Annotated in this window: 22 protein-coding genes; 7 read left to right on the forward strand and 15 right to left on the reverse strand. The window is 68.4% G+C overall.

The window, feature by feature from the left end:
• Window positions 1-53: 53 nt before the first annotated feature.
• Genes CyaNS01_RS04370 through CyaNS01_RS04385 form a run of 4 tightly spaced genes read left to right on the forward strand, consistent with a single transcriptional unit; the run spans window position 54 to window position 2716 of the window.
• A complete protein-coding gene (locus tag CyaNS01_RS04370; protein WP_186700242.1) occupies window positions 54-977 on the forward strand; it encodes a formylglycine-generating enzyme family protein in 924 nt (307 codons plus the stop codon).
• A gap of 3 nt (window positions 978-980) precedes the next feature.
• Window positions 981-1418, forward strand: coding sequence for a DUF1622 domain-containing protein (locus tag CyaNS01_RS04375; protein ID WP_186699157.1), 438 nt, complete (start codon window positions 981-983; stop codon window positions 1416-1418).
• A gap of 15 nt (window positions 1419-1433) precedes the next feature.
• Window positions 1434-1820 carry a YidH family protein gene (locus CyaNS01_RS04380; RefSeq protein WP_186699159.1) on the forward strand — a complete coding sequence of 129 codons (387 nt, stop codon included), beginning with the start codon at window positions 1434-1436 and terminating at the stop codon, window positions 1818-1820.
• Between the two features lie 5 nt (window positions 1821-1825).
• Window positions 1826-2716, forward strand: a complete 891-nt coding sequence (locus CyaNS01_RS04385; RefSeq protein ID WP_186699161.1) for a bile acid:sodium symporter family protein — start codon at window positions 1826-1828, stop codon at window positions 2714-2716.
• Between the two features lie 6 nt (window positions 2717-2722).
• Here the strand turns inward: CyaNS01_RS04385 and CyaNS01_RS04390 are convergent, their stop codons facing one another.
• The 5 genes from CyaNS01_RS04390 to CyaNS01_RS04410 all read right to left on the reverse strand — a co-directional run bounded on the left by CyaNS01_RS04390 (window position 2723) and on the right by CyaNS01_RS04410 (window position 6961).
• Window positions 2723-3490: a hypothetical protein gene (locus tag CyaNS01_RS04390; RefSeq protein WP_225875798.1), complete on the reverse strand. Its 768-nt coding sequence runs from the start codon at window positions 3488-3490 to the stop codon at window positions 2723-2725.
• Between the two features lie 198 nt (window positions 3491-3688).
• Window positions 3689-4681, reverse strand: coding sequence for a hypothetical protein (locus tag CyaNS01_RS04395; protein ID WP_186699163.1), 993 nt, complete (start codon window positions 4679-4681; stop codon window positions 3689-3691).
• Window positions 4681-5181 carry a hypothetical protein gene (locus CyaNS01_RS04400; RefSeq protein WP_186699165.1) on the reverse strand — a complete coding sequence of 167 codons (501 nt, stop codon included), beginning with the start codon at window positions 5179-5181 and terminating at the stop codon, window positions 4681-4683. The genes CyaNS01_RS04395 and CyaNS01_RS04400 overlap by 1 nt, the downstream gene beginning before the upstream one ends.
• 170 nt (window positions 5182-5351) lie before the next feature.
• The gene (locus CyaNS01_RS04405) at window positions 5352-6413 is read right to left on the reverse strand and encodes a hypothetical protein (protein WP_186699167.1); all 1062 of its coding nucleotides are present in this window, start codon (window positions 6411-6413) and stop codon (window positions 5352-5354) included.
• The gene (locus tag CyaNS01_RS04410; RefSeq protein WP_186699169.1) at window positions 6410-6961 is read right to left on the reverse strand and encodes a hypothetical protein; all 552 of its coding nucleotides are present in this window, start codon (window positions 6959-6961) and stop codon (window positions 6410-6412) included. Before CyaNS01_RS04410 ends, CyaNS01_RS04405 begins: the two co-directional genes overlap by 4 nt.
• Before the next feature lie 187 nt (window positions 6962-7148).
• On the opposite strand from CyaNS01_RS04410, the gene CyaNS01_RS04415 reads away from it, so the two are divergent.
• Together CyaNS01_RS04415 and CyaNS01_RS04420 are read left to right on the forward strand one after the other, a co-directional pair.
• Window positions 7149-7745 carry a Crp/Fnr family transcriptional regulator gene (locus CyaNS01_RS04415; RefSeq protein WP_186699171.1) on the forward strand — a complete coding sequence of 199 codons (597 nt, stop codon included), beginning with the start codon at window positions 7149-7151 and terminating at the stop codon, window positions 7743-7745.
• A gap of 51 nt (window positions 7746-7796) precedes the next feature.
• Window positions 7797-7937, forward strand: coding sequence for a hypothetical protein (locus tag CyaNS01_RS04420; RefSeq protein WP_186699172.1), 141 nt, complete (start codon window positions 7797-7799; stop codon window positions 7935-7937).
• Here CyaNS01_RS04420 and CyaNS01_RS04425 read toward each other — a convergent pair.
• The 10 genes from CyaNS01_RS04425 to CyaNS01_RS04470 all read right to left on the reverse strand — a co-directional run bounded on the left by CyaNS01_RS04425 (window position 7934) and on the right by CyaNS01_RS04470 (window position 16628).
• Window positions 7934-9418, reverse strand: coding sequence for an iron ABC transporter permease (locus CyaNS01_RS04425; protein ID WP_186700246.1), 1485 nt, complete (start codon window positions 9416-9418; stop codon window positions 7934-7936). The genes CyaNS01_RS04420 and CyaNS01_RS04425 overlap by 4 nt on opposite strands.
• A gap of 89 nt (window positions 9419-9507) precedes the next feature.
• Window positions 9508-10467 carry an extracellular solute-binding protein gene (locus tag CyaNS01_RS04430; RefSeq protein WP_225875799.1) on the reverse strand — a complete coding sequence of 320 codons (960 nt, stop codon included), beginning with the start codon at window positions 10465-10467 and terminating at the stop codon, window positions 9508-9510.
• A 220-nt stretch (window positions 10468-10687) separates the two neighbouring features.
• Window positions 10688-10831 (reverse strand): hypothetical protein, encoded by a 144-nt coding sequence (locus CyaNS01_RS04435; protein ID WP_186699175.1) that lies wholly within the window; start codon window positions 10829-10831, stop codon window positions 10688-10690.
• A 152-nt stretch (window positions 10832-10983) separates the two neighbouring features.
• Complete coding sequence (locus CyaNS01_RS04440; protein ID WP_225875800.1) at window positions 10984-12120, reverse strand: GTP-binding protein; 1137 nt, start codon at window positions 12118-12120, stop codon at window positions 10984-10986.
• Window positions 12121-12131: 11 nt separating this feature from the next.
• Window positions 12132-12593, reverse strand: a complete 462-nt coding sequence (locus tag CyaNS01_RS04445) for a lectin-like protein (RefSeq protein WP_186699176.1) — start codon at window positions 12591-12593, stop codon at window positions 12132-12134.
• Between the two features lie 52 nt (window positions 12594-12645).
• Window positions 12646-13092: a transcriptional repressor gene (locus CyaNS01_RS04450; RefSeq protein ID WP_186699178.1), complete on the reverse strand. Its 447-nt coding sequence runs from the start codon at window positions 13090-13092 to the stop codon at window positions 12646-12648.
• A gap of 24 nt (window positions 13093-13116) precedes the next feature.
• Window positions 13117-14499 carry a hypothetical protein gene (locus CyaNS01_RS04455; RefSeq protein WP_225875801.1) on the reverse strand — a complete coding sequence of 461 codons (1383 nt, stop codon included), beginning with the start codon at window positions 14497-14499 and terminating at the stop codon, window positions 13117-13119.
• Entirely contained in the window at window positions 14496-15176 is a 681-nt protein-coding gene (locus CyaNS01_RS04460) for a TIGR03943 family protein (protein WP_186699180.1), read from the reverse strand. Before CyaNS01_RS04460 ends, CyaNS01_RS04455 begins: the two co-directional genes overlap by 4 nt.
• 1 nt (window position 15177) lies before the next feature.
• Window positions 15178-16140 (reverse strand): permease, encoded by a 963-nt coding sequence (locus CyaNS01_RS04465; protein WP_186699181.1) that lies wholly within the window; start codon window positions 16138-16140, stop codon window positions 15178-15180.
• Window positions 16137-16628 (reverse strand): 6-carboxytetrahydropterin synthase, encoded by a 492-nt coding sequence (locus tag CyaNS01_RS04470; RefSeq protein WP_186699183.1) that lies wholly within the window; start codon window positions 16626-16628, stop codon window positions 16137-16139. Before CyaNS01_RS04470 ends, CyaNS01_RS04465 begins: the two co-directional genes overlap by 4 nt.
• A 34-nt stretch (window positions 16629-16662) precedes the next feature.
• On the opposite strand from CyaNS01_RS04470, the gene hisIE reads away from it, so the two are divergent.
• The gene (gene hisIE, locus CyaNS01_RS04475) at window positions 16663-17358 is read left to right on the forward strand and encodes a bifunctional phosphoribosyl-AMP cyclohydrolase/phosphoribosyl-ATP diphosphatase HisIE (RefSeq protein WP_225875802.1); all 696 of its coding nucleotides are present in this window, start codon (window positions 16663-16665) and stop codon (window positions 17356-17358) included.
• Window positions 17359-17441: the final 83 nt, after the last annotated feature.

The raw sequence follows: 17441 nt of genomic DNA on the forward strand, positions 1-17441 counted from the left end.
CGCTGCCCGCACCCGCTCCTCAGGGCTCGCCCGGCCGGCCGCCGGCGCGGCAGATGGTGTGGATCCCCGCGGGCAGCTTCACCATGGGCTCCGATGCCCATTACCCCGAGGAGGCCCCGGCCCACCGGGTGCAGGTGGAGGGCTTCTGGATTGATCGGGCGCCGGTCACCAATGCCCAGTTCCTCAAGTTCGTGAAGGCCACGGGCCACACCACCGAGGCCGAGCGACCCGCCGATCCCGCCGACTACCCCGACGCGCTCCCGGAGCTGCTGGCCCCCGCCTCGATCGTGTTCGTGCCGCCTCCGGGCCCGATCAGCACAGGCGATCCCTACCGCTGGTGGCAGTACGTGGCCGGCGCCAGCTGGCGCCACCCCGAGGGCCCCGGCAGCTCGATCAAGGGCCGCGACCACCACCCGGTGGTACACATCGCCCATGCCGATGCCCTCGCCTACGCCGCCTGGGCCGGTAAGGCCCTGCCCAGCGAAGCCCAGTGGGAGCGCGCCGCCCGAGGCGGCCAGGAGGGCTGGGAATTCGCCTGGGGCGATGAGCTCCACCCCGGTGGACGCCCCATGGCCAACACCTTCCAGGGCGCCTTCCCCCACTACAACAGCCACCTTGACGGCTTTGAGCGCACCTCGCCGGTGGGCTCGTTTCCGCCCAACGGCTACGGCTTGCTTGACATGATCGGCAACGTGTGGGAGTGGACCGACGACTGGTACGGCGACCATGCCGCCCTGGTGTCGGCCCACAAGGCCGCGGGCGGTTGCTGCACGATCGAGAATCCCCGCGGCCTGGGCCGTGAGGCCAGCATCGACATCACCTCCCAGCACGGCTCGATTCCCCGCAAGGTGGTGAAGGGCGGCTCGTTCCTGTGCGCCCCCAGCTACTGCCGCCGCTACCGGCCAGCGGCCCGCATGGCCCAGGGCATCGACACCTCCACCTGTCATCTTGGCTTCCGGTGCGTGGCAGGGGCCTGAGCAATGGAGCAGGCGCTGCTGGAGTCCGCCCTGGAGGGTCTGTCCGGTGGCCTGCGGCTGTTGCTGGAAGGTCTATCGGTGGTGACGGTGGCGCTGGGGCTGGCGGTGACCCTGGGCCAGGCCCTGCGCTTGAGGCGCCGAGGGGGCTACCGCCGTCGTCATCCCCGCCCGTTCAACAGCCTGCGGCTCACCTTCGGCAGCTGGCTCTCGCTGGCGCTGGAGTTCCAGCTCGCTGCCGACATCGTGGCCACCACCACTGCCCCCTCCAACGAAAATCTGATTCAGCTGGCGGTGGTGGCCGTGATCCGCACCTTCCTGAATGTCTTCCTGGCCCGGGAAGTGGAGGCCGAGCAGAAACTAGAAGATGCCCTCTCCAGCCAGGAGGTTGCATCGGCAAAGGCCATTGGGGGTATCCCCAGCACACCAACCTCTCCGGGTTAACGGGCTCCAACCACGATGGGAAACCTCAACAACGAACTGGCCAAGGAGCGCAACCGAGCGGCGGCGGAGCGCACGATGATGGCCTGGATTCGTACCTGCCTCTCGCTGATCAGCTTCGGTTTCGGCCTCGACAAGATCATCGGGGCGATCAACAGAAGCCGCTTCGAAGGCAGTGGCCATGCCGGCCTGAGTGTGCGGCTGGTGGCGATGGGCTTCGTGCTCACCGGCATCCTGGCGATGGCCGCTGCCACCCGGCAGCACCTGCACACGCTCAGATTGATTCGACGCGACGACTTCGTGTATGTGGATCAGCGCTCGATCACCACGTTCACGGCCATTGCCCTCACGATCATCGGCATTGCCGCCTTCGCGCTGTTGGTCACTGGCTCTGTGGCGATCTAACTCCCATGCCCCAATCCGCAGGCCTTCTGGTCACGGCCACGATCGTGACGCTCATGCTCAGCCTCGGCCTGGGCCTGAAGGACTATCCCTTCGTGCTGCTCAGGGATCGGCCCGGCTTCCTCTGGCGGGTGCTGCTCGGCACCTGCCTGCTGGTGCCCCTGGCCGGCCTGGCGCTGGTGCTGCTGCCCCTGCAAGCCCTGTTCTCACGGCCGGCCTGGGTGGCCATGGCCCTGATGCTGGCCTGCCCCAGCGCTCCACTCATTCTCTTCCGGGTGCGTAGTAGTGGCGGTACCGCAGAGCTGGCGGCACGCCTGCAGATCGCTGCGGCGCTGCTGGCCACCGTGTCCATTCCGCTGCTGGCCATCGTGTTCAAGGCCAGTGCGGGCCAGAGTGGCTGGCCAGTGAGCGGTTGGGAGGTGAGCCCGATCGCCGTGGCGGTGCAGGTGCTGAAGGTGCAGGTGCTGCCTGTGATCGCCGGGGTGCTCCTGGCCCAGTGGCGGCCGCTCCTGGCTCAGCGCTGCAGTGCGGTGCTCGGCAAGCTGGCCACCCTGCTGCTGGCGTTGGTGATGATCGCCCTGCTGGGGCTGAGCGCCCGCCAGCTGCTGCCATTCCTGCAGCAGAACCTCGCTGGCCTGGCTGCCATGGCTGGCCTCAGCGTGCTCTCCCTGGCGATCGGCTATGGCCTGGCAGGGCGGGATCCCCTGGAGCGGCGCACGGTTGCCCTGGTGAGTGGCATGCGCAACACGGGCCTGGCGGCGGAACTGGCCTTCACCTATGCGCCACCCGAGGTGCTGCCGGACTTGATTCCGGCCATCCTCAGCTACGTGTTGATCACAGTGATCATGTCCACCGTGTTTCTCCGCTGGCAGAAGCGGGACCTGGTCAGGGCCGGCTGAACAGATTCAGAAGAAGAACTTCACGCCAGCCTCGATGCCATTCTGGTAGCTGGTGAATCCACTGGCAGGGGTGTTGCCATTGCCATACTGCAGTCCCAGGTAGCGCCAGGACAGGGTGAGATCGGTGTTGTTTCCCACCGCGTAGCCCAGGCCGATCTGGGCATTGCCGGACACATTCTTGGCGCCGCTGAAATCGAAGCCGCCGATATCGGCCCGGGCAAAGGCCCGCAGCTTGGGCGAGAGGAAATAGGTGCCCTGGATTCCCGCCAGGGGCTGGGCCCAGGTGCGATCAAACGACCGCTCGGCGCCGAGCACAATCTGCTCAGGCCCGTTGCTCTGCAGTTGGGCCCGTACATCGAGGCCCACATCAATCACCCGCACCCCCATGTACGGGATCAGGCTGAAGCTGCCGGGTTTGGCCACGGCCGATTCGGGGTCACCGAAGCGATAGCGCACGGCCAGGTCGTAGATCCCCTGGGTTGAGCTGATGTCTGTCTTGGCGGTGATGCGGCCCCGGGGGGTCGTTCTGCCGTTCTGGGCGCCCAGCTTCACGTAGCTCAGATCCGTGAGCAGGCCCCAGCGGCCCCGCTCCACGCTTCCCCGCACAAAGGTGGCCCAGTCCAGGGCGGAGAGGATGTCGCCGAGATCGAGATCCACATCGCTCTCGAACCCGTTGATGGTGGTGGTGCCCGTGGTTCTCAGTGGCGTAAAGCCGTAGATCTCGAGGGTGCCCGACCAGTCGGGAGCCTGTTCTGGTTCAGGGCTGTCGGCCATCTCCTCAGCCCGGGCCGCGCTCACTCCCACCATCGTGGAGGCGACTAAGAGGCCGGCTGCCAGGCAAAAGGGGATGGGTGCCATGGCTCTGCAAGGGGCTCGCACGCGAAGTCGATGGCATGGCGCTCCACTGTCTCATCCGCCCTTGGGGCAGGGGCGGGTGGTCTATTGCAGCTGTGCCTGCGGCCACATCGGCCGTCAGGCCTCCGCGGAGCCAAAGGCCACCTGGCAGGCCGCATTGAGCAGCTCCGCTTCGGAGGCGTTGCTGGGGGACTGGCCATCAATGGTGCCGGCCTTGCAATCGGCGCTGATCTGGTAGTCCCCGTCGTCGGCCTTGACCAGGAAGGTCACATCATCGTCATTGGTGGGCTGAATCGAGCCGTAGTAGAGCTCGTAGTCGGTGTTTGGCACCACGATGACTTCGGTTTTGGTGGATACGGCGTTATCCACGGCTGAATTGATGATCGCTGCCGTGGCCAGGGTGGTGATCCCCCAGGTGGCCGCACTGGCGCCCCACCAGCCCCAGCTGGAGCTGTACCGACCGCCATACCATCCATAATTCCAAGGGCGGGCATAGCCCCAGCCCGGCCGGGCCCAGCCACCCCTGTAGCGATAGCGGCTGTCGTAGCGCCGCCAATTGTTGTTGGCTCGGTTATAGCCCCGGCGGTAGCCCCTGTTGTAGCCGCGGTCATAGGCTCTGCCGCGGTTGCCAGCGCGGTTGTAGTCACGGCCGCGATGGCCAGTCCGGTTGCTGTTGCGGTTCACATTCCGGTTCACATTCCGGGTTGTGTTTCTAGATGCATTGCGGTTGACGTTGCGGTTGGTGTTTCTGTTTGTGGTTCTGTTTCCGTTGCGTTTGCTGTTGCGTTTGGAGCTGTTTCGGCTGGAGCGGTCCATGGAGGGGCCGCGCTTGCTCTTCGATGACTTGCTCCAGCCGCTCCTGGGCTGCTTGGAGCCGCGGTTCATCTTTGAACCGGAGTGCTTGAAGCCGGTGTGGCCCCGGGATGAGGCGCGCTTGCGACTGCCTCCATGGCGGCTGCCACCCCGTCGCCCACCACCACCTTTGCGGGCCAGCAGCTCACTGGAGTCCTGGACCTCGGCTGCTGAGCTGAAGGCCGCCAAGGAGGGTGCGGCCGGCAGGGCCATCACGGCGGCCAGCAGCAGGCCGAAGGCTGAAAGGGGCCGTTTCATCAGTTCACCTCGGCGCAGGCGGTGTCAAAGCAGCTCAGGTCGACCCGGCCATCGATGCCGAACTTGACCCGCACCAGATCCCGCCCTTCGTACAGCGCAGGTTTCTCCTCCACGAGGCTGTTGAGGTAGTTGGGGTTCACCACGCAGAGATCCATCCCGTTGAAGCAGACGGTGTTGCTGGACAGCAGGGCTCCGGCGGAGGTCAGATAGGTCCACAGGTTGTTGCTTGGATTCCAGAGGCTCATGCGGCTGGGTTCAGCCTCGATCCGGATCAGCACCACGCGGTCGCCGATGGTGTGGCGGTAGAGGGTGGTGCCGTCTTGTTCCGTGGCTTCCACCGTGCAGGCCTGGGCTGCCCCCTGCTTGAGGCTGCACTGGGTCTCGAGCGTGTAGAGCACCTCCGATCGGGCCGGCGCCGGCAGCAGAGCCCAGGTCAGCGCCGTGGCTGCGGTGAGTGCGACGGGAAGCAGCTGACGGGGGGATGGGACACGAAAAGGCATGGTGTCGTTACTCCCTGTCCGTGAAGGCCTACTGGTCATCTTCTGCCGTTGGCCGCGCCTGGGAGCTGTGCCTTAGCAGTTGGCCACATTGGGTGTTGCCGTCCCTGAATGCAGTCGCATGAAAAACCTGCCCTCGTTGAGAGGGCAGGCGTTGATGGCGGCCGATGACCTCAGACCGACCCGTAGGCCACCTGGCAGGCGGCATTGAGCAGTTCCGCTTCGGAGGCACTGTTGGGGGTGCTGCCGTTGAGGGTGCCGCGGTCGCAGTCGGCCTGCATCGTGATCGAGTTGTCGCCGCTGATCGCCTCGAACGAGACCGATTGATCACCCACGGGCTCCACGGTGCCGTACAGCAGCCGGTAGTCGCTGTTGGGCACCACGATGTAGGTGGACTGGTTGCTCACGGCGTTGTCCACGGCGGAGTTGATGATCGCTGCCGTGGCCAGGGTGCTCACCCCCCAGGCCGCCGCACTGGCGCCCCACCAGCCCCAGCTGGGACTGGACCAGCCGCCATACCAGCCTGTGTTCCACGGCCGGGCGTAACCCCAGCCGGGCCGGGCCCAACCGGGATGGCGATCCCAGCGGTCGTTCCAACGGTCGTCGCGCCGGTCCCAGCGGTCCTCGCGGATGTTGTCGCGCCGGTCCCAGCGATCCTCGCGGCGATCATCTTTCCAGTCGCGCCTGTTTTCCGCCCGGTCGCCCCGTTGATCCCGCCGGTCGTCGCGATTGTCGCGGTTGCGGTCACGATTGCCGTTGCGATCGCGGTTGCCGTTGCGGTTGCGGTCGTTGCTGGCGGTGGCGCGGTTGCGGTCGCGGTTGTTGTTGCTGGCCTTGCGGTTGGTGCCGGAGCCCTTGCTGCCCTTGGCCTTGGAGCTCTTGCCGTGGTTCAAGGAAGGGCCGCCGCTGCTCTTGGCCTTCTTGCTCCAGCCACCACTGGGCTTCCTGGAGCCGCGGTTGAGGCTGGAGCCCGAGGAGCTGAAGCCGCCGTGTCCCTTGGAGGCACGGTGCTTGCTGCCTCCGCTGCGGTGGCCCCCGCTTTTGTGGCCGCCGCTTCTGTGGCCGCCCCCACCTTTGCGGCCACCACCGCCACCTTTGCGGGCGATCAGCTCGCCACTGGCCCCAGACTCAAGCTGGGCCGGGCTCGGCGAACCGAAGCTGGCTGTTGCCGGCAGGCTGGGCAGCACCAGGACGCCGGCCAGCAGCAGACCGAAGCCGGAACGTAGGCCTTTCATTCCAGCACCCCCTCACAGCCGTCGTCGTAACAGGTGAGGTTGACGCGGCCGTCGTCGTCGAACAGCACCACCACGAGGTCACGGCCGGCGGTGGATTGGGGCCGCTCCTCGCGCACGCTGTTGAGGTAGTTGGGGTTCACCACGCAGAGATCGCGGTCGTTGAAGCAGATCGTGTTGGTGGAGAAGCGGGCACCGGCGGAGCTGATGTCCACCCAGTCCTGGCTGCCTGGGGCCATCACGCTCATCGTCAGCGGGTCGTCGGTCACCCGGATCGAGGTGACGTTCTTGCCGATCGTGTGGCGGTAGATGGTGACATCCCCACTGGCTTCATCGACGGCTTCCACCGTGCAGGGCAGGGGTGCCCCGCCCCGAACGGTGCAGGTGGTCTCGAGCTGGTAATGGAGGGTTTCTTCGGCGGCCCGGGCCGCGGGGCTTCCCATTGCGGAGGCCATCGCCCAGGTGGAGGCGACAGCGACCGTGGCCAGGAGCCCGGTGCGGGCCAGGAAGCCCAGGGGGCCGCGGTGCAGACGCGGTGTGCGGGTGAGCATGGATGGTCAATCCCCTGTGAATGGCGGGATACCTCCGCAGATTGGCGACGCTGCCCGGAAACGGCACGGCTTTGTTGCAGAGGGCGGGCGGCCTGAATCGCAGCTGCCACTCGCTATTGAGAATCGCTTGCAAAATCCGCCGGTCTTGTTTAGGTTGCGAGTCATTCGCAACTAGGCCCCTCAGGCAATGGCCTTCCGATTGCTCTCCGATACGCCCCTCAGCGCTGTGCGGCTGCCGGCCGGGCACTCGGTGCTGCTTGATCCGGCCCGCCGCGCCGGCATTGGCTGCATCGAAGTGCTCGACGGTGTGGCCCGGGTGTACTGCCCCTGTGAGGAAACCGAGGGCATGACCCTGGCCTTCCTGCAGGCCGGCGATCAGCTCGACGCCTCACGCCTCTGCAGCGAGGGCGCCTGCGTGGAGGCCCTCACGCCGCTCTGTTTCAGCAGCAGCGCTGCCCTCGACCCCGAGGCCGGGCTCGACCCGGTGAACGAGTGGACCCTGCAGCTGCTGCGGATCCGCCACCTCGGCAGTGCGGAGCAGCGCCTCCATGCCCTGCTGGCCATGCTGGTGCGCCGCATGGGACGCCGCTGCGGCCCCTGGTGTGATCTGCCCTTCCGCCTCACCCACGAGCGCATCGGCGAACTGATCGGCACCACCCGGGTCACCACCACCCGGCTGATCTCGAGGATCCGCCAGGCCCAGTTGATCGAAGTGCCCCCTGGGTCTGCCGGGATGCGCCTGGCTCCTTCCCTGGTGGAGTCAGCCCCCCTGGCCAACGCCTAGCCGGCTCCCATCCCCCCGTTTCTTTCCTCTCTTCGCCCGTCAATCCGCACCATGGCTCAGCCGATCGGACCCGCCAACGACAGCCCAGACTCCGCCAACCGCCGGGGCCCCAGCGAACCCAAGAAAAAGGGCTGCAAGACCAGCAAGTGCTCCAACTGGAAGGGCGGCAAGTGCCGCTGCGGCAAGGCCTAGTCCTCCTTGAGGCTGGGCACCAGGGCCAGGGAGGCCACCAGGCCCAGCAGCAGAATCAGCAGCGCTGGAATCAGGGCGGCCCCCACCCGCTCGTCACTGGCGTACTGGTACACCCGCACCGACAGGGTGTCGAAATCAAAGGGCCTCAGGGCAAAGGTGAGGGGCAGCTCCTTGACGGTGTCGACGAACACCAGGAGACCTCCCACCAACAGGGGCCCACGCAGCAGCGGCAGATGCACCCTCCGCAGCACCTGGGGCCAGCTGCAGCCCAGCCCGGTGGCGGCCTCATCCACGCAGGGGGGGATTCTCTCCAGGCCAGCGTCGAGGCCGCCTTTGCCCACGGCCAGAAAGCGGTCGCTGTACCCCCACACCAACAGCAGCAGCGGGCTCAGCAGCCAGGGCCCGCCCAGCAGCATCAGGGCGAGGGCCAGCACGGTGCCGGGTACTGCGTAGCCCATTCCGGCCACGAAGGTGAGCTGTTGCAGCAGTGGCTGGTGAATCCAGCGCCGGGCGATGGCGAGCAGCAGCGCCAGAACCATGGTGAGCCCCGCCGCCATCAGGCCCAGACCCAGGGTGCGCCCGGTGAGTCCGGCCAGCTCCGCCGCGGTTTCGCCCCGCAGCTGGTCCCAGCTCATCGCCGTCCACACCAGGGGCAGGCCCAGGGTGAGCAGGGGGGGCAGGGCCGTGAGCAGCTGGCTGAGGCTGGCCCGCCAGCCCTTCAGCCGCCAGGGCTTGAGGCTGTCGCCGCTGCTGCCCATCAGCCAGCGGCGACTGCGGCGGCGCAGTTGACCCTCCACAGCCACCAACAGGCTCACAATCGCCAGGGCCACAAGGGCCAGGGCCACCGCACCCTGGGGATCTCCCTGGTCCTGCCAGCGGCGCAGGATGCCGGTGGAGAGGGTGGGAACCCCCAGCAACTCCACCGCTCCCAGCTCGTTCACCACCTCCATGCCGCTCAGGGCCACGCCGGCGCCGATCGCGGGCAGGGCCATCGGCAGGGCCACCCGCCGGAAGGATCCCCAGGGGCCGGCGCCCAGAGAGCGGCAGGCCTCGAGCTGGCGCCGCCCACTGACGGCGAAGCTCTCGGTGCTGAGCAGGAACACATAGCTGTAGGTGCCCAGGGTGAGCACCACCAGGGCCCAGCCGAGCCCATGCACCCGCCAGCTCAGGCGGCTGCCGAGGTCGATGGCGGTGGCCGCCAGCAGGTAGGTGGGGGTGGCCAGGGGCAACAGCTGGGCGATGCGCAGCCAACGCCGGCCGGGGAACTGACAGTTGGCGGTGAGCCAGCCGTTGGCGGTGCCCAGCACGGCCCCGGCCAGGCCCACCCCCAGCACCAGCGCCACCGTGTTGGCCACCTGCTCGCCACCTTCGTAGCCCAGGCCAAGCTGCTCGAGGCCTCCCTCCTGGACGGCGAAGACCAGCAGGGCCAGCACCGGCAGCAGGGCCAGGCCCGACACCAGCACCACGCCCGCCCCCAGCAGCGACCGCTGGGGCAGGTGGGTGGATGTGGGCCAACGGGGCCAGGGGGCTGGACGCCCCCCCGGCCCCTGGACGTCTGCGGAATGGGCGATCACTTCCAGCCGCTGGCCTGCATCAACGCCACGGCGTCCTGGTTCTTGGTGCCCATCTGTTCAGCTGAGACGCCGTTGGCCTTGAAGGTGCCGAAGGTCTTGAGCACCTCATTATCGCCGTAGCCGCTGAGGGGGTACTCATTGTTGGCTTCGGCGTAGCCCTTGCCACCGGTGGGAGAGGCCAGGAACTCAAGCAGCAGCCGGGCTCCTTCTGGATTGCTGGCGTGGCGGGTCACGCCGGCACCGCTGATGTTCACGTGGGAGGGATCGGGGAACACCACCTTGAGCTTGCCAGCCAGCTCCTTGTCCTCCGCGCCGTTCTCGCCCGAGAGCATGCGCGCCACGTAGTAGGTGTTGACCACCGCCACACCACAGTCGCCCTTGGCCACGGCCCGGGACATGGGGGTGTCCGACGTGAAGAAGGGCTGCTCGACGTTGGCCACCATGCCCTGCACCCAGCCCTTGGTGGCGTCGTCGCCCTGCTGGATCATCTGGTCTGCCACCAGGGACTGGTTGTAGACGCTCTTGCTGTTGCGCAGGCAGAGCTGGCCCTTGAGCTCCGGCTTGGTGAGATCGGCGTAGGTGGTGATCGTGGCGGGATCCACCAACTCGGGATTCACGATCACGGCCCGCACCCGGCGGGTGAGGCCGAACCAGCGGCCCTTGGAGTCGCGCAGCTCGGCGGGTACGTCCTGCTGCAACGCTGGCGACTCGGTGGGCTGGAACAGATCCATGCGGGTGGCCTTGTCCAGCCGGGCCGCATCCACGAGCACCAGCAGGTCGGCGGGGCTGTTCTCACCCTCGCTGCGCAGGCGCTCGATCAGGGCGTCGTCCTTGGCCTCCAGCAGCTTCACCTCGATGCCCGTGCGCTCGGTGAATTCCTTGTAGAGCTCCTTGTCGGTGTTGTAGTGGCGGCCGGAATACACGCCCACCTCGGTACCAGCCAGCTCAGGCGGCACGGCGGAGGAATCGGCTGCATCCTGCTTCTGGTTGGCGCATCCGATGGCACCAAGGGAGACGACCAGAGCCAGAGCCAGTTTGCCAACGGCACGTCCGCTCAGGGTTGAAGAGATCATTCGGGACGCTTGGCGTCAACAACCTCCAGAACCTAGGGATCAGCCCAGGCGTGGATCCGTGCCTAAGAGGCAAGGGCGCGTGACCATTGATACGGCCCTGGGATCAGCCGTTGCGGCGAACGCGCACCGGCACGAGGGCCGGCTGCATCAGGCCGCCGCCGCCGTTGTCGTCGTCGGAATCCGTGGTGAGCCAGAACGCCAGACCGAGAACGCCCAGAACGCCGATGCACAACAGCAATTCAGCCATGTTGTTCTCAGGAATGTGGGGATGCTAGCCAGGCTGTCTGGTGCGGGTGTAACGGGGATCACCGTTCCCAGGGACGGTGATCCCGACACCGGCTGCTCGGAAACGGAAGCTGGCGATCAGGCGCGGGCCGGCCCGGTGGGGGCAGCGCTTGATCAGCCAAAGCCCTTGCCGGCATCCTTGGCCACGCAGGCCTGCAGTTGGCGGCGCAGCTGGTCGTGGTTGAGCTCCTTGCCGATCAGCACGATCTGGTTCTGCCGCTTCGCCGTGGGCCAGTCGCTGTCATCGATTGAAAAGCGCTTGCCCGCCAGATGGAACACGTGGCGCCGCTCACTCTCGTTGAACCAGAGAATCCCCTTGGCCCGGAACACGCCGGCAGGAAGCTGGTTGTCGAGGAAGTTCTGAAACTTCCGCAGCGAGAAGGGCCCCTCGCTCTCGAACGAGAGCGACGTGTAGCCCTCGATGGCGGCATGGTCGGGATTGCTGCCGTGGTCGTGGTCGTGGTCGTGGTTATGGCTGTGGCTGTGGTTATGGCTGTGGTCGTGATGCCCGTGCTCTTGGTGGGGTTCGTGTTCGCAGTGGCCGTGGTCGTGGTCGCAGTGGCTGTGGTCTTCGGCGGCCGGTGCCGCCGCGGGCTGGGCCACGAGGCGATCGCTCTCGAACAGCCCCACGCTGAGCAGCAGCGGCAGCGGCACCTCCCCCTTCACCGAGCGCAGGATGCGGGCATCGGTCTTGATCTCGCGCAACTGCCGCTCCAGGGCCTGGAGTTTCTCCTCCTCCACCAGATCGCACTTGTTGAGCAGCAGCATGTCGCCATAGACGATCTGGGCCCGGGCCACCTCCCCCTCCAGCAGATCGGCGCTGAAGTTCTCGGCGTCCACCAGGGTGATGATCGAATCCAGGCGGGTGGTGTCGCGCAGGTCGCTGCCCAGGAAGGTCATGGCCACCGGCAGCGGATCGGCCAGGCCGGTGGTCTCCACCACCAGGTAGTCCACCGGCTCGGGGCGCTCGAGGATGCGGTACACGGCATCCAGCAGCTCACCGTTGATCGAGCAGCAGATGCAGCCGTTGCTGAGCTCCACCATGTCATCGCCGGTGGCGATCACCAGTTCGTTGTCGATGCCGATCTCGCCGAACTCATTCACCAGCACGGCGGTCTTGAGCCCCTGCTGGTTGGTGAGGATGTGGTTCAGCAGGGTGGTTTTACCGGCGCCCAGGAAGCCGGAGAGGATCGTCACCGGCAGGGCGGCGGGGGCTGTGGGGCTGGAGGTGCTCATGGCTTGCGGGGACATGGGGGGAGGGCTCAGATCTGGAATTCGGCGATGCCGCCACTGATCAGCACCTCGCGGTAGGTGTTGTCGGAATTCTTCCAGCGCCCACGGGCATTCGGGTTGAAATAGAGGTGCACGAACCGCTGGTTGCGTTCCGGGCTGGGCTCGGGCCGGCGGTAGCCGGGAGTGCCTGCCGGCAGCCAGTTTCGGTACTTGGCCCGCTGGCCTGAGGACCAGCTGTAGCCGCCGGTCTTGTTGCTGCGTTTCAGACCGATCCAGAGCCCGCACTCATCGGCGGCGATGGGGGCGAAGCGGCGGGTGAGAAAGCGGTTTTCCTTGCGGTTGTTCACGGTGGCCAGGTCGCCGCCGAGCCTGCGCGCCCGCTTGCGGGCCCGTTTCCAGCTGAGCGGTCCTTCGAGCATCACGTAGGCGCTGCGCTTGCGGCGGAACACCCGGAAGCCAAGGCCGGTCAGGCGGTCGACGGTCTCGCTCATGGGCGCAGGCGGTGTGGGAGTGAGCTGATGGGCCAGGAAGCCCAGCCCAAACCTAGGCGGGGCCTGCGCCTCCTCCCTGCGCCGCTCGCTGCACCCCTTCCTGGGCTTGCTGTTGCTGACGCTGCTGGCAGGCCTGGCACAGCCCGAAGAACTCCAGGGTGTGGAACAGGGGCAGGAAGCCGGCCAGTTCGTGGCGGGGTGGCTCCAGGCCGTGCACCGGGCAGCACTGCAGCCTGTGGGTGTGGCCACAGTCCACACAGGTGAGGTGGTGGTCGTCGCGCTCGGTGGGGGCGAACAGGGCCTCGCCACTGGGCAGATGGCGGCAGCGCACCAGGCCCCATTGCTGCAGCTGGCGCAGGTGCCGGTAGACCGTGGCCAGGCCCATGGGGGCGGCCTCGGCCTTCAGCCGCGCATGCAGATCCTGGCCGGAGAGCTCCTGGGGCGTCTGCCGCAGGGTGTCCAGCAGGCGCGTCTGCCTGGCGTTGAGTGTGGGACCCACAGGCGCATGGTCGATGCTGGTGTTCTAGCCGGGGGGGAGCCAGTGCACCTGGCTCACGGCCAGCGGCAGCGGAGTCAAGGCCAGGCTCACCGCGTCAATCAGCACGGGTTGGGCCGGCGGCGGCGGCTCGTTGATCGGGGAGAGGGGCCGCAGGGCGGCCAGCAACTGCTCGCTGCTGGGGTCGTAGTAGAGGCCTGTGCCCGGCTCCAGTTCCCAGCCGCCCAGGCGCCGGCGCCTCAGCTCCCGGCCCTGCCGGTCGAGCACGAGCAGGGAGAGTTCGGGCTGGCCGCGACCCTCCACCAGCAGTGCCCAGGAGCGGTCGCCGCCCCGGCTGCAGGCGCTGGCCACCAGGGCCTCCGGGCCCAGCCACAGCTGGCGGGGGGCCTGGCCCGGTTCCACCAGCTCCAGGGAGCGGCGGAAGTCGGGCCAGTGCCGCAGCAGCAGGGCCCGCCCCGCCTGGGGGCAGAAGCTGCTCAGGTCGCGGCTTCCCGGCAGGGTCTGGTGGCGGGGCTGACGGGGCGGCAGGGTTTCCAGATGCAGCCCCTCGCTGTCGGGCACCACCACAGCGCCGCCGCCGGGCAGGAGCAGCATCGGTCCGGTGGCCTGCCAGCGCAGGCGCGAGCGCGACCCCTGGGGGGTGCCATCCCGGCGCGGTGCGATCAGCTCGGCGCGGGTGCCCGAGGCGTCGAGGTCGCCGCTCTGCACCAGCAGTTCCCCCAGCCGGTTGCTGCTGAGGTGGGCGAAGGTCACCGGCTCCTCCCCCAGGGGCTGGGGGGCGGCCGCCTGCACGGACGCCAGCCCGCGCTCAGCGGGCGCCAGGTTGCGCTGCTGCAGGGCGATGGTCCAGAGCCGCAGCTGCCCGGAGGTTTCGCGGCTGGCGGCAGCCACGCCGGAGCCATTGCCGAGTGGGATCACCACGGGAATCGAGGGCCACACCGGGCTGATGGCGCTCCAGCTGCCGTCGTGGTGGCGCAGCTGCAGCTGCTCCCCGTCCCCCTCAGGAACCACCGCCATCACCCTGGGGCGTGGATCCCACAGCCAGCGGCTGGGCGGCAGGGCCAGGCCGCGGCCATCGCGGCCGGTGAGATCGAGTTGCAGGGGCTGGGTCAGCCGCTGGCCATCGCTGAGGCTGAGCAGCAGGTTGTCGCCCCTACCCAGCCAGCGATGCTCCAGGGCTGGCTCCAGGTGGCTGCCTTGCTGCAGGCTCTCGGCCGTGATCGGTCGGCTGAAGCGCGCCTGCAGCGCCGCGGGGCCGGAGCTGGCCGGGGCCGTGCTGAGGCGCTCCAGACGCGGTGGCAGGTGCAGCAGCAGCTGTTGCTGCACCGTGGCCACAGCAGCCAGCGCGCCCAGGGCCCCGAACAGCCCGCGGCTGCCGGGGGAACGCAGCGCCTCCAGCCTGGGTTTCATGGCTCCAGCGGCCGGGCCGGCCGCGGAATCGGCTGAATCGAGCTGGGCACCACCTCCAGCCGACCCTCGCTCACGGCCATGCGGCCTTGGATGGCCAGCCACTGGTCGGTCTGGGGGCTGGGTCCGTCGCTGGGCCAGCGCACCGGCAGCCCCACCGGCGTGGCATCGGCCAGGCAGCAGCGCACCAGCAGCCGCGCCAGCTGGGGGGACTCCCCCTCCATGGGCAACACGAAGCCGCTGATCCGCACCGGATCACCCTCGAACAGCTGCGGGTCGGGCTGGCTGCGCAGCAGCCGCACCCAGTCCGTGAGGCTGCGCTGGGCCGGGGGCAGCACGAAGCTGAGCTCGGCATCGGCAGTCTCGTCGCTGGGACGCTGGCTGGCCAGATCGGCAAAGGAGGGGTTGGGCGGCAGCAGCAGCAGGCCGATGGCGATGGCCACGGTGAGCAGGTCGCGCCAGTGGCTGCCAGTCAGGGGGCGTTCCGGCCGGCAGCGCAGCAGGGCCACGGCCAGGCCGAGCAGCAGCACCCCGGCGACCCACACCAGCGGGTGGAACACCGCCCGCAGCAGCAGATCCAGCCGGCCGTCCACGCTGCTGCGCAGCATCACGGCGGCCCAGAGGGCCAGGGGCATGGCCTGGCGCAGGCGGAGCAGGTGGCGGTGCCTCAGGTTCACCATCTCAGAGCTTCCACAGGTTCACCCACTGGCCGATCACCAGCACCAGCAGGCTGGCGCCGGCGGCCGTCACCAGCAGGCCCTTGGGGCGGAACAACAGGCCCAGCAGGCCGATCAGTTTGAGGTCGATCACGGGCCCCAGCAACAGGAAGGCGAGCAGGGCCCCAGGCGTGACCTGGGCCGCGAAGCCCAGGGCCAGGAAGGCATCCACGCTCGAGCACACCGACACCACCAGGCTCAGGGCCATCAGCGCCAGGATCGAGAGGGTGGGGGCGCCCCCCACGGCCAGCAGCCACTGGCGCGGCAGGAGGCTCTGCACCAGGGCGGCGATGGCGCAGCCGAGCACCAGCAGCAGGGCCAGGTCGATGAACTCGCGGCTGCCGTGCTGCAGCACGGTGGCCCAGCTTGGCCGCGCCACCGGCTCCGGTGGCGCCACGGGTTCGGTGAGGCCCACCAGCCCGGTGCGGCGCTCCAGCAGGCTGACGCTGCTGAGGGGCTGGTTCAGGCGCCGCTCCTCCAGCAGGTCGGTGCGGAACAGATCCGCCTCCGGCAGCTGCCGCAGCACCAGGGCCAGCCCCAGGGCGAGCACCACGGCCCCGAGGGGCCGGGCCAGCAGCATCCAGGGACGGTCCGGGAAGGCCGCCCAGGTGCTGGCCAGCACGATCGGGTTGAGCACCGGCGCCGCGAACAGAAAGCCCAGGCCCGTGCCCACCGGTGCCCCCCCCACCAGCAGCCGCCGCGCCACCGGCACATTGCCGCACTCGCAGGCGGGCAAAGCGAAGCCCAGGGCGGCGCCGGTGAGGGGCCCCCAGACGGGGTGGGCCGGCAGCCGCCGCAGCCAGCGCCCCCCCGGCGCGAAGCGCCTGGCCAGGGCGGCGATCGCCACGCCGATCAGCAGAAAGGGCAGCGCCTCCACCAGCAACCCCTGAAACAGGGCCCAGGCCGTGGCCAGGCGGGTGAGACTCACGCTTGCGGCCCCGCAGGGAGGCTGGCGTCAAACCAGGAGGGCGTTGCGGCGAAAGCAGCGGCGTTGTGGCTGTTCTCGCGGGCTTCGGTCTTCCAGCAGCAACTGCGGCCGCCGTCGCGGCGCTGCAGAAGGTCGTTGGCCCAGCTCCACACCAGAGCGGCGCTGGCCTCCATGCCCACGTTCTCCATCACCCGCAGATCCAGGGCGCCGGCGTTGTGCAGGGTCTGCCACTGCTCCAGCAGGGGATCGTCGGCATTGGCCAGAAAGGTGTGGTCGAACTGATGGCTCAGCTGGGCCTCCAGGGGCCTGAGGCTGGAGAAGTCCACCACGAAACCGCAGGCATCGAGGGCGGTGGCGCTGAACCAGAAGGTGAAGCTGCGGCTGTACCCGTGCACGAAGCGGCAGTGGCCCTGATGGCGCCACTGGCGATGGCAACACGGATAGCCCTCGAAGTGCTTGCTGCAGGTGTAGGTCGCCGGCGCGGGCATGGGAGAGAATCGGGTCAGCGGCAGAGCGGTGGCCTTGCAAGGTCTATTTCAGCGTGGAGCGGGGCAGCGGCCGGAGCCCGGCTTCATTGAGGCGCTGCGCTTCAATGGCGAGGGCCTGATTCCCGCCGTGGCCCAGGACTGGCTGGACGGGGCGGTGCTGATGCTGGCCTGGATGAACCGGGAGTCGCTGCAACGCACCCTTGAGAGCGGCGAAGTGCACTACTGGAGTCGTTCGCGGCAGGAGCTCTGGCACAAGGGGGCCACCAGCGGCCACATCCAGCACCTGCGCGGTCTGCGTTACGACTGCGACGCCGATGTGCTGCTGCTCAGCATCGAGCAGGTGGGCGATGTGGCCTGCCACACCGGCGCCCGCAGCTGCTTCTATGACGACGGGCCCGAGCCCAGCGCCGGCGGAGCCGCCGCGCCGCCTCCACCCGCCGATGCCTGCACGGAGCTGATGCGGGTGATTGAGGGGAGGCGGGACCAGCCCGAGCCCGGCAGCTACACCAACACTCTGCTGGAGGGTGGTGACAATCGCATCCTCAAGAAAATCGGCGAGGAGAGTGCCGAGTTCGTGATGGCCTGCAAAGACGGTCAGCCGGCCGAGATCGCTGGGGAGGCCGCCGATCTCGTGTATCACCTGCAGGTGGCCCTGGCCTTCCACGGTGTCAGCTGGCGTCAGGTGCAGCAGGTTCTGGCGGCTCGCCGGGGCGCCCCACGCCGGGGATGAGAGCCCTCCGCCATCCATGGGCACGCGGCTCGTTCAGGCCGCAGGCAGCAGGAGGTTGCGGGAGCCGCGATGCCCCGATCGCA

The organism is Cyanobium sp. NS01 (genome assembly GCF_014280235.1).
Taxonomy (GTDB): Bacteria; Cyanobacteriota; Cyanobacteriia; order PCC-6307; family Cyanobiaceae; genus NIES-981.

Bases quoted from the DNA above. Each gene is read 5' to 3' on its own strand.
- CyaNS01_RS04380 (WP_186699159.1), top strand. From the start codon at position 1,434: ATGGGAAACCTCAACAACGAACTGGCCAAGGAGCGCAACCGAGCGGCG.
- CyaNS01_RS04415 (WP_186699171.1), top strand. From the start codon at position 7,149: ATGGCCTTCCGATTGCTCTCCGATACGCCCCTCAGCGCTGTGCGGCTG.
- CyaNS01_RS04470 (WP_186699183.1), bottom strand. From the start codon at position 16,628: ATGCCCGCGCCGGCGACCTACACCTGCAGCAAGCACTTCGAGGGCTAT.
- CyaNS01_RS04455 (WP_225875801.1), bottom strand. From the start codon at position 14,499: ATGAAACCCAGGCTGGAGGCGCTGCGTTCCCCCGGCAGCCGCGGGCTG.
- CyaNS01_RS04420 (WP_186699172.1), top strand. From the start codon at position 7,797: ATGGCTCAGCCGATCGGACCCGCCAACGACAGCCCAGACTCCGCCAAC.
- CyaNS01_RS04395 (WP_186699163.1), bottom strand. From the start codon at position 4,681: ATGAAACGGCCCCTTTCAGCCTTCGGCCTGCTGCTGGCCGCCGTGATG.
- CyaNS01_RS04445 (WP_186699176.1), bottom strand. From the start codon at position 12,593: ATGAGCGAGACCGTCGACCGCCTGACCGGCCTTGGCTTCCGGGTGTTC.
- CyaNS01_RS04460 (WP_186699180.1), bottom strand. From the start codon at position 15,176: ATGGTGAACCTGAGGCACCGCCACCTGCTCCGCCTGCGCCAGGCCATG.
- CyaNS01_RS04410 (WP_186699169.1), bottom strand. From the start codon at position 6,961: ATGCTCACCCGCACACCGCGTCTGCACCGCGGCCCCCTGGGCTTCCTG.
- CyaNS01_RS04375 (WP_186699157.1), top strand. From the start codon at position 981: ATGGAGCAGGCGCTGCTGGAGTCCGCCCTGGAGGGTCTGTCCGGTGGC.
- CyaNS01_RS04440 (WP_225875800.1), bottom strand. From the start codon at position 12,120: ATGTCCCCGCAAGCCATGAGCACCTCCAGCCCCACAGCCCCCGCCGCC.
- CyaNS01_RS04390 (WP_225875798.1), bottom strand. From the start codon at position 3,490: ATGGCCGACAGCCCTGAACCAGAACAGGCTCCCGACTGGTCGGGCACC.
- CyaNS01_RS04385 (WP_186699161.1), top strand. From the start codon at position 1,826: ATGCCCCAATCCGCAGGCCTTCTGGTCACGGCCACGATCGTGACGCTC.
- CyaNS01_RS04435 (WP_186699175.1), bottom strand. From the start codon at position 10,831: ATGGCTGAATTGCTGTTGTGCATCGGCGTTCTGGGCGTTCTCGGTCTG.
- CyaNS01_RS04370 (WP_186700242.1), top strand. From the start codon at position 54: ATGGTGTGGATCCCCGCGGGCAGCTTCACCATGGGCTCCGATGCCCAT.
- CyaNS01_RS04405 (WP_186699167.1), bottom strand. From the start codon at position 6,413: ATGAAAGGCCTACGTTCCGGCTTCGGTCTGCTGCTGGCCGGCGTCCTG.
- CyaNS01_RS04400 (WP_186699165.1), bottom strand. From the start codon at position 5,181: ATGCCTTTTCGTGTCCCATCCCCCCGTCAGCTGCTTCCCGTCGCACTC.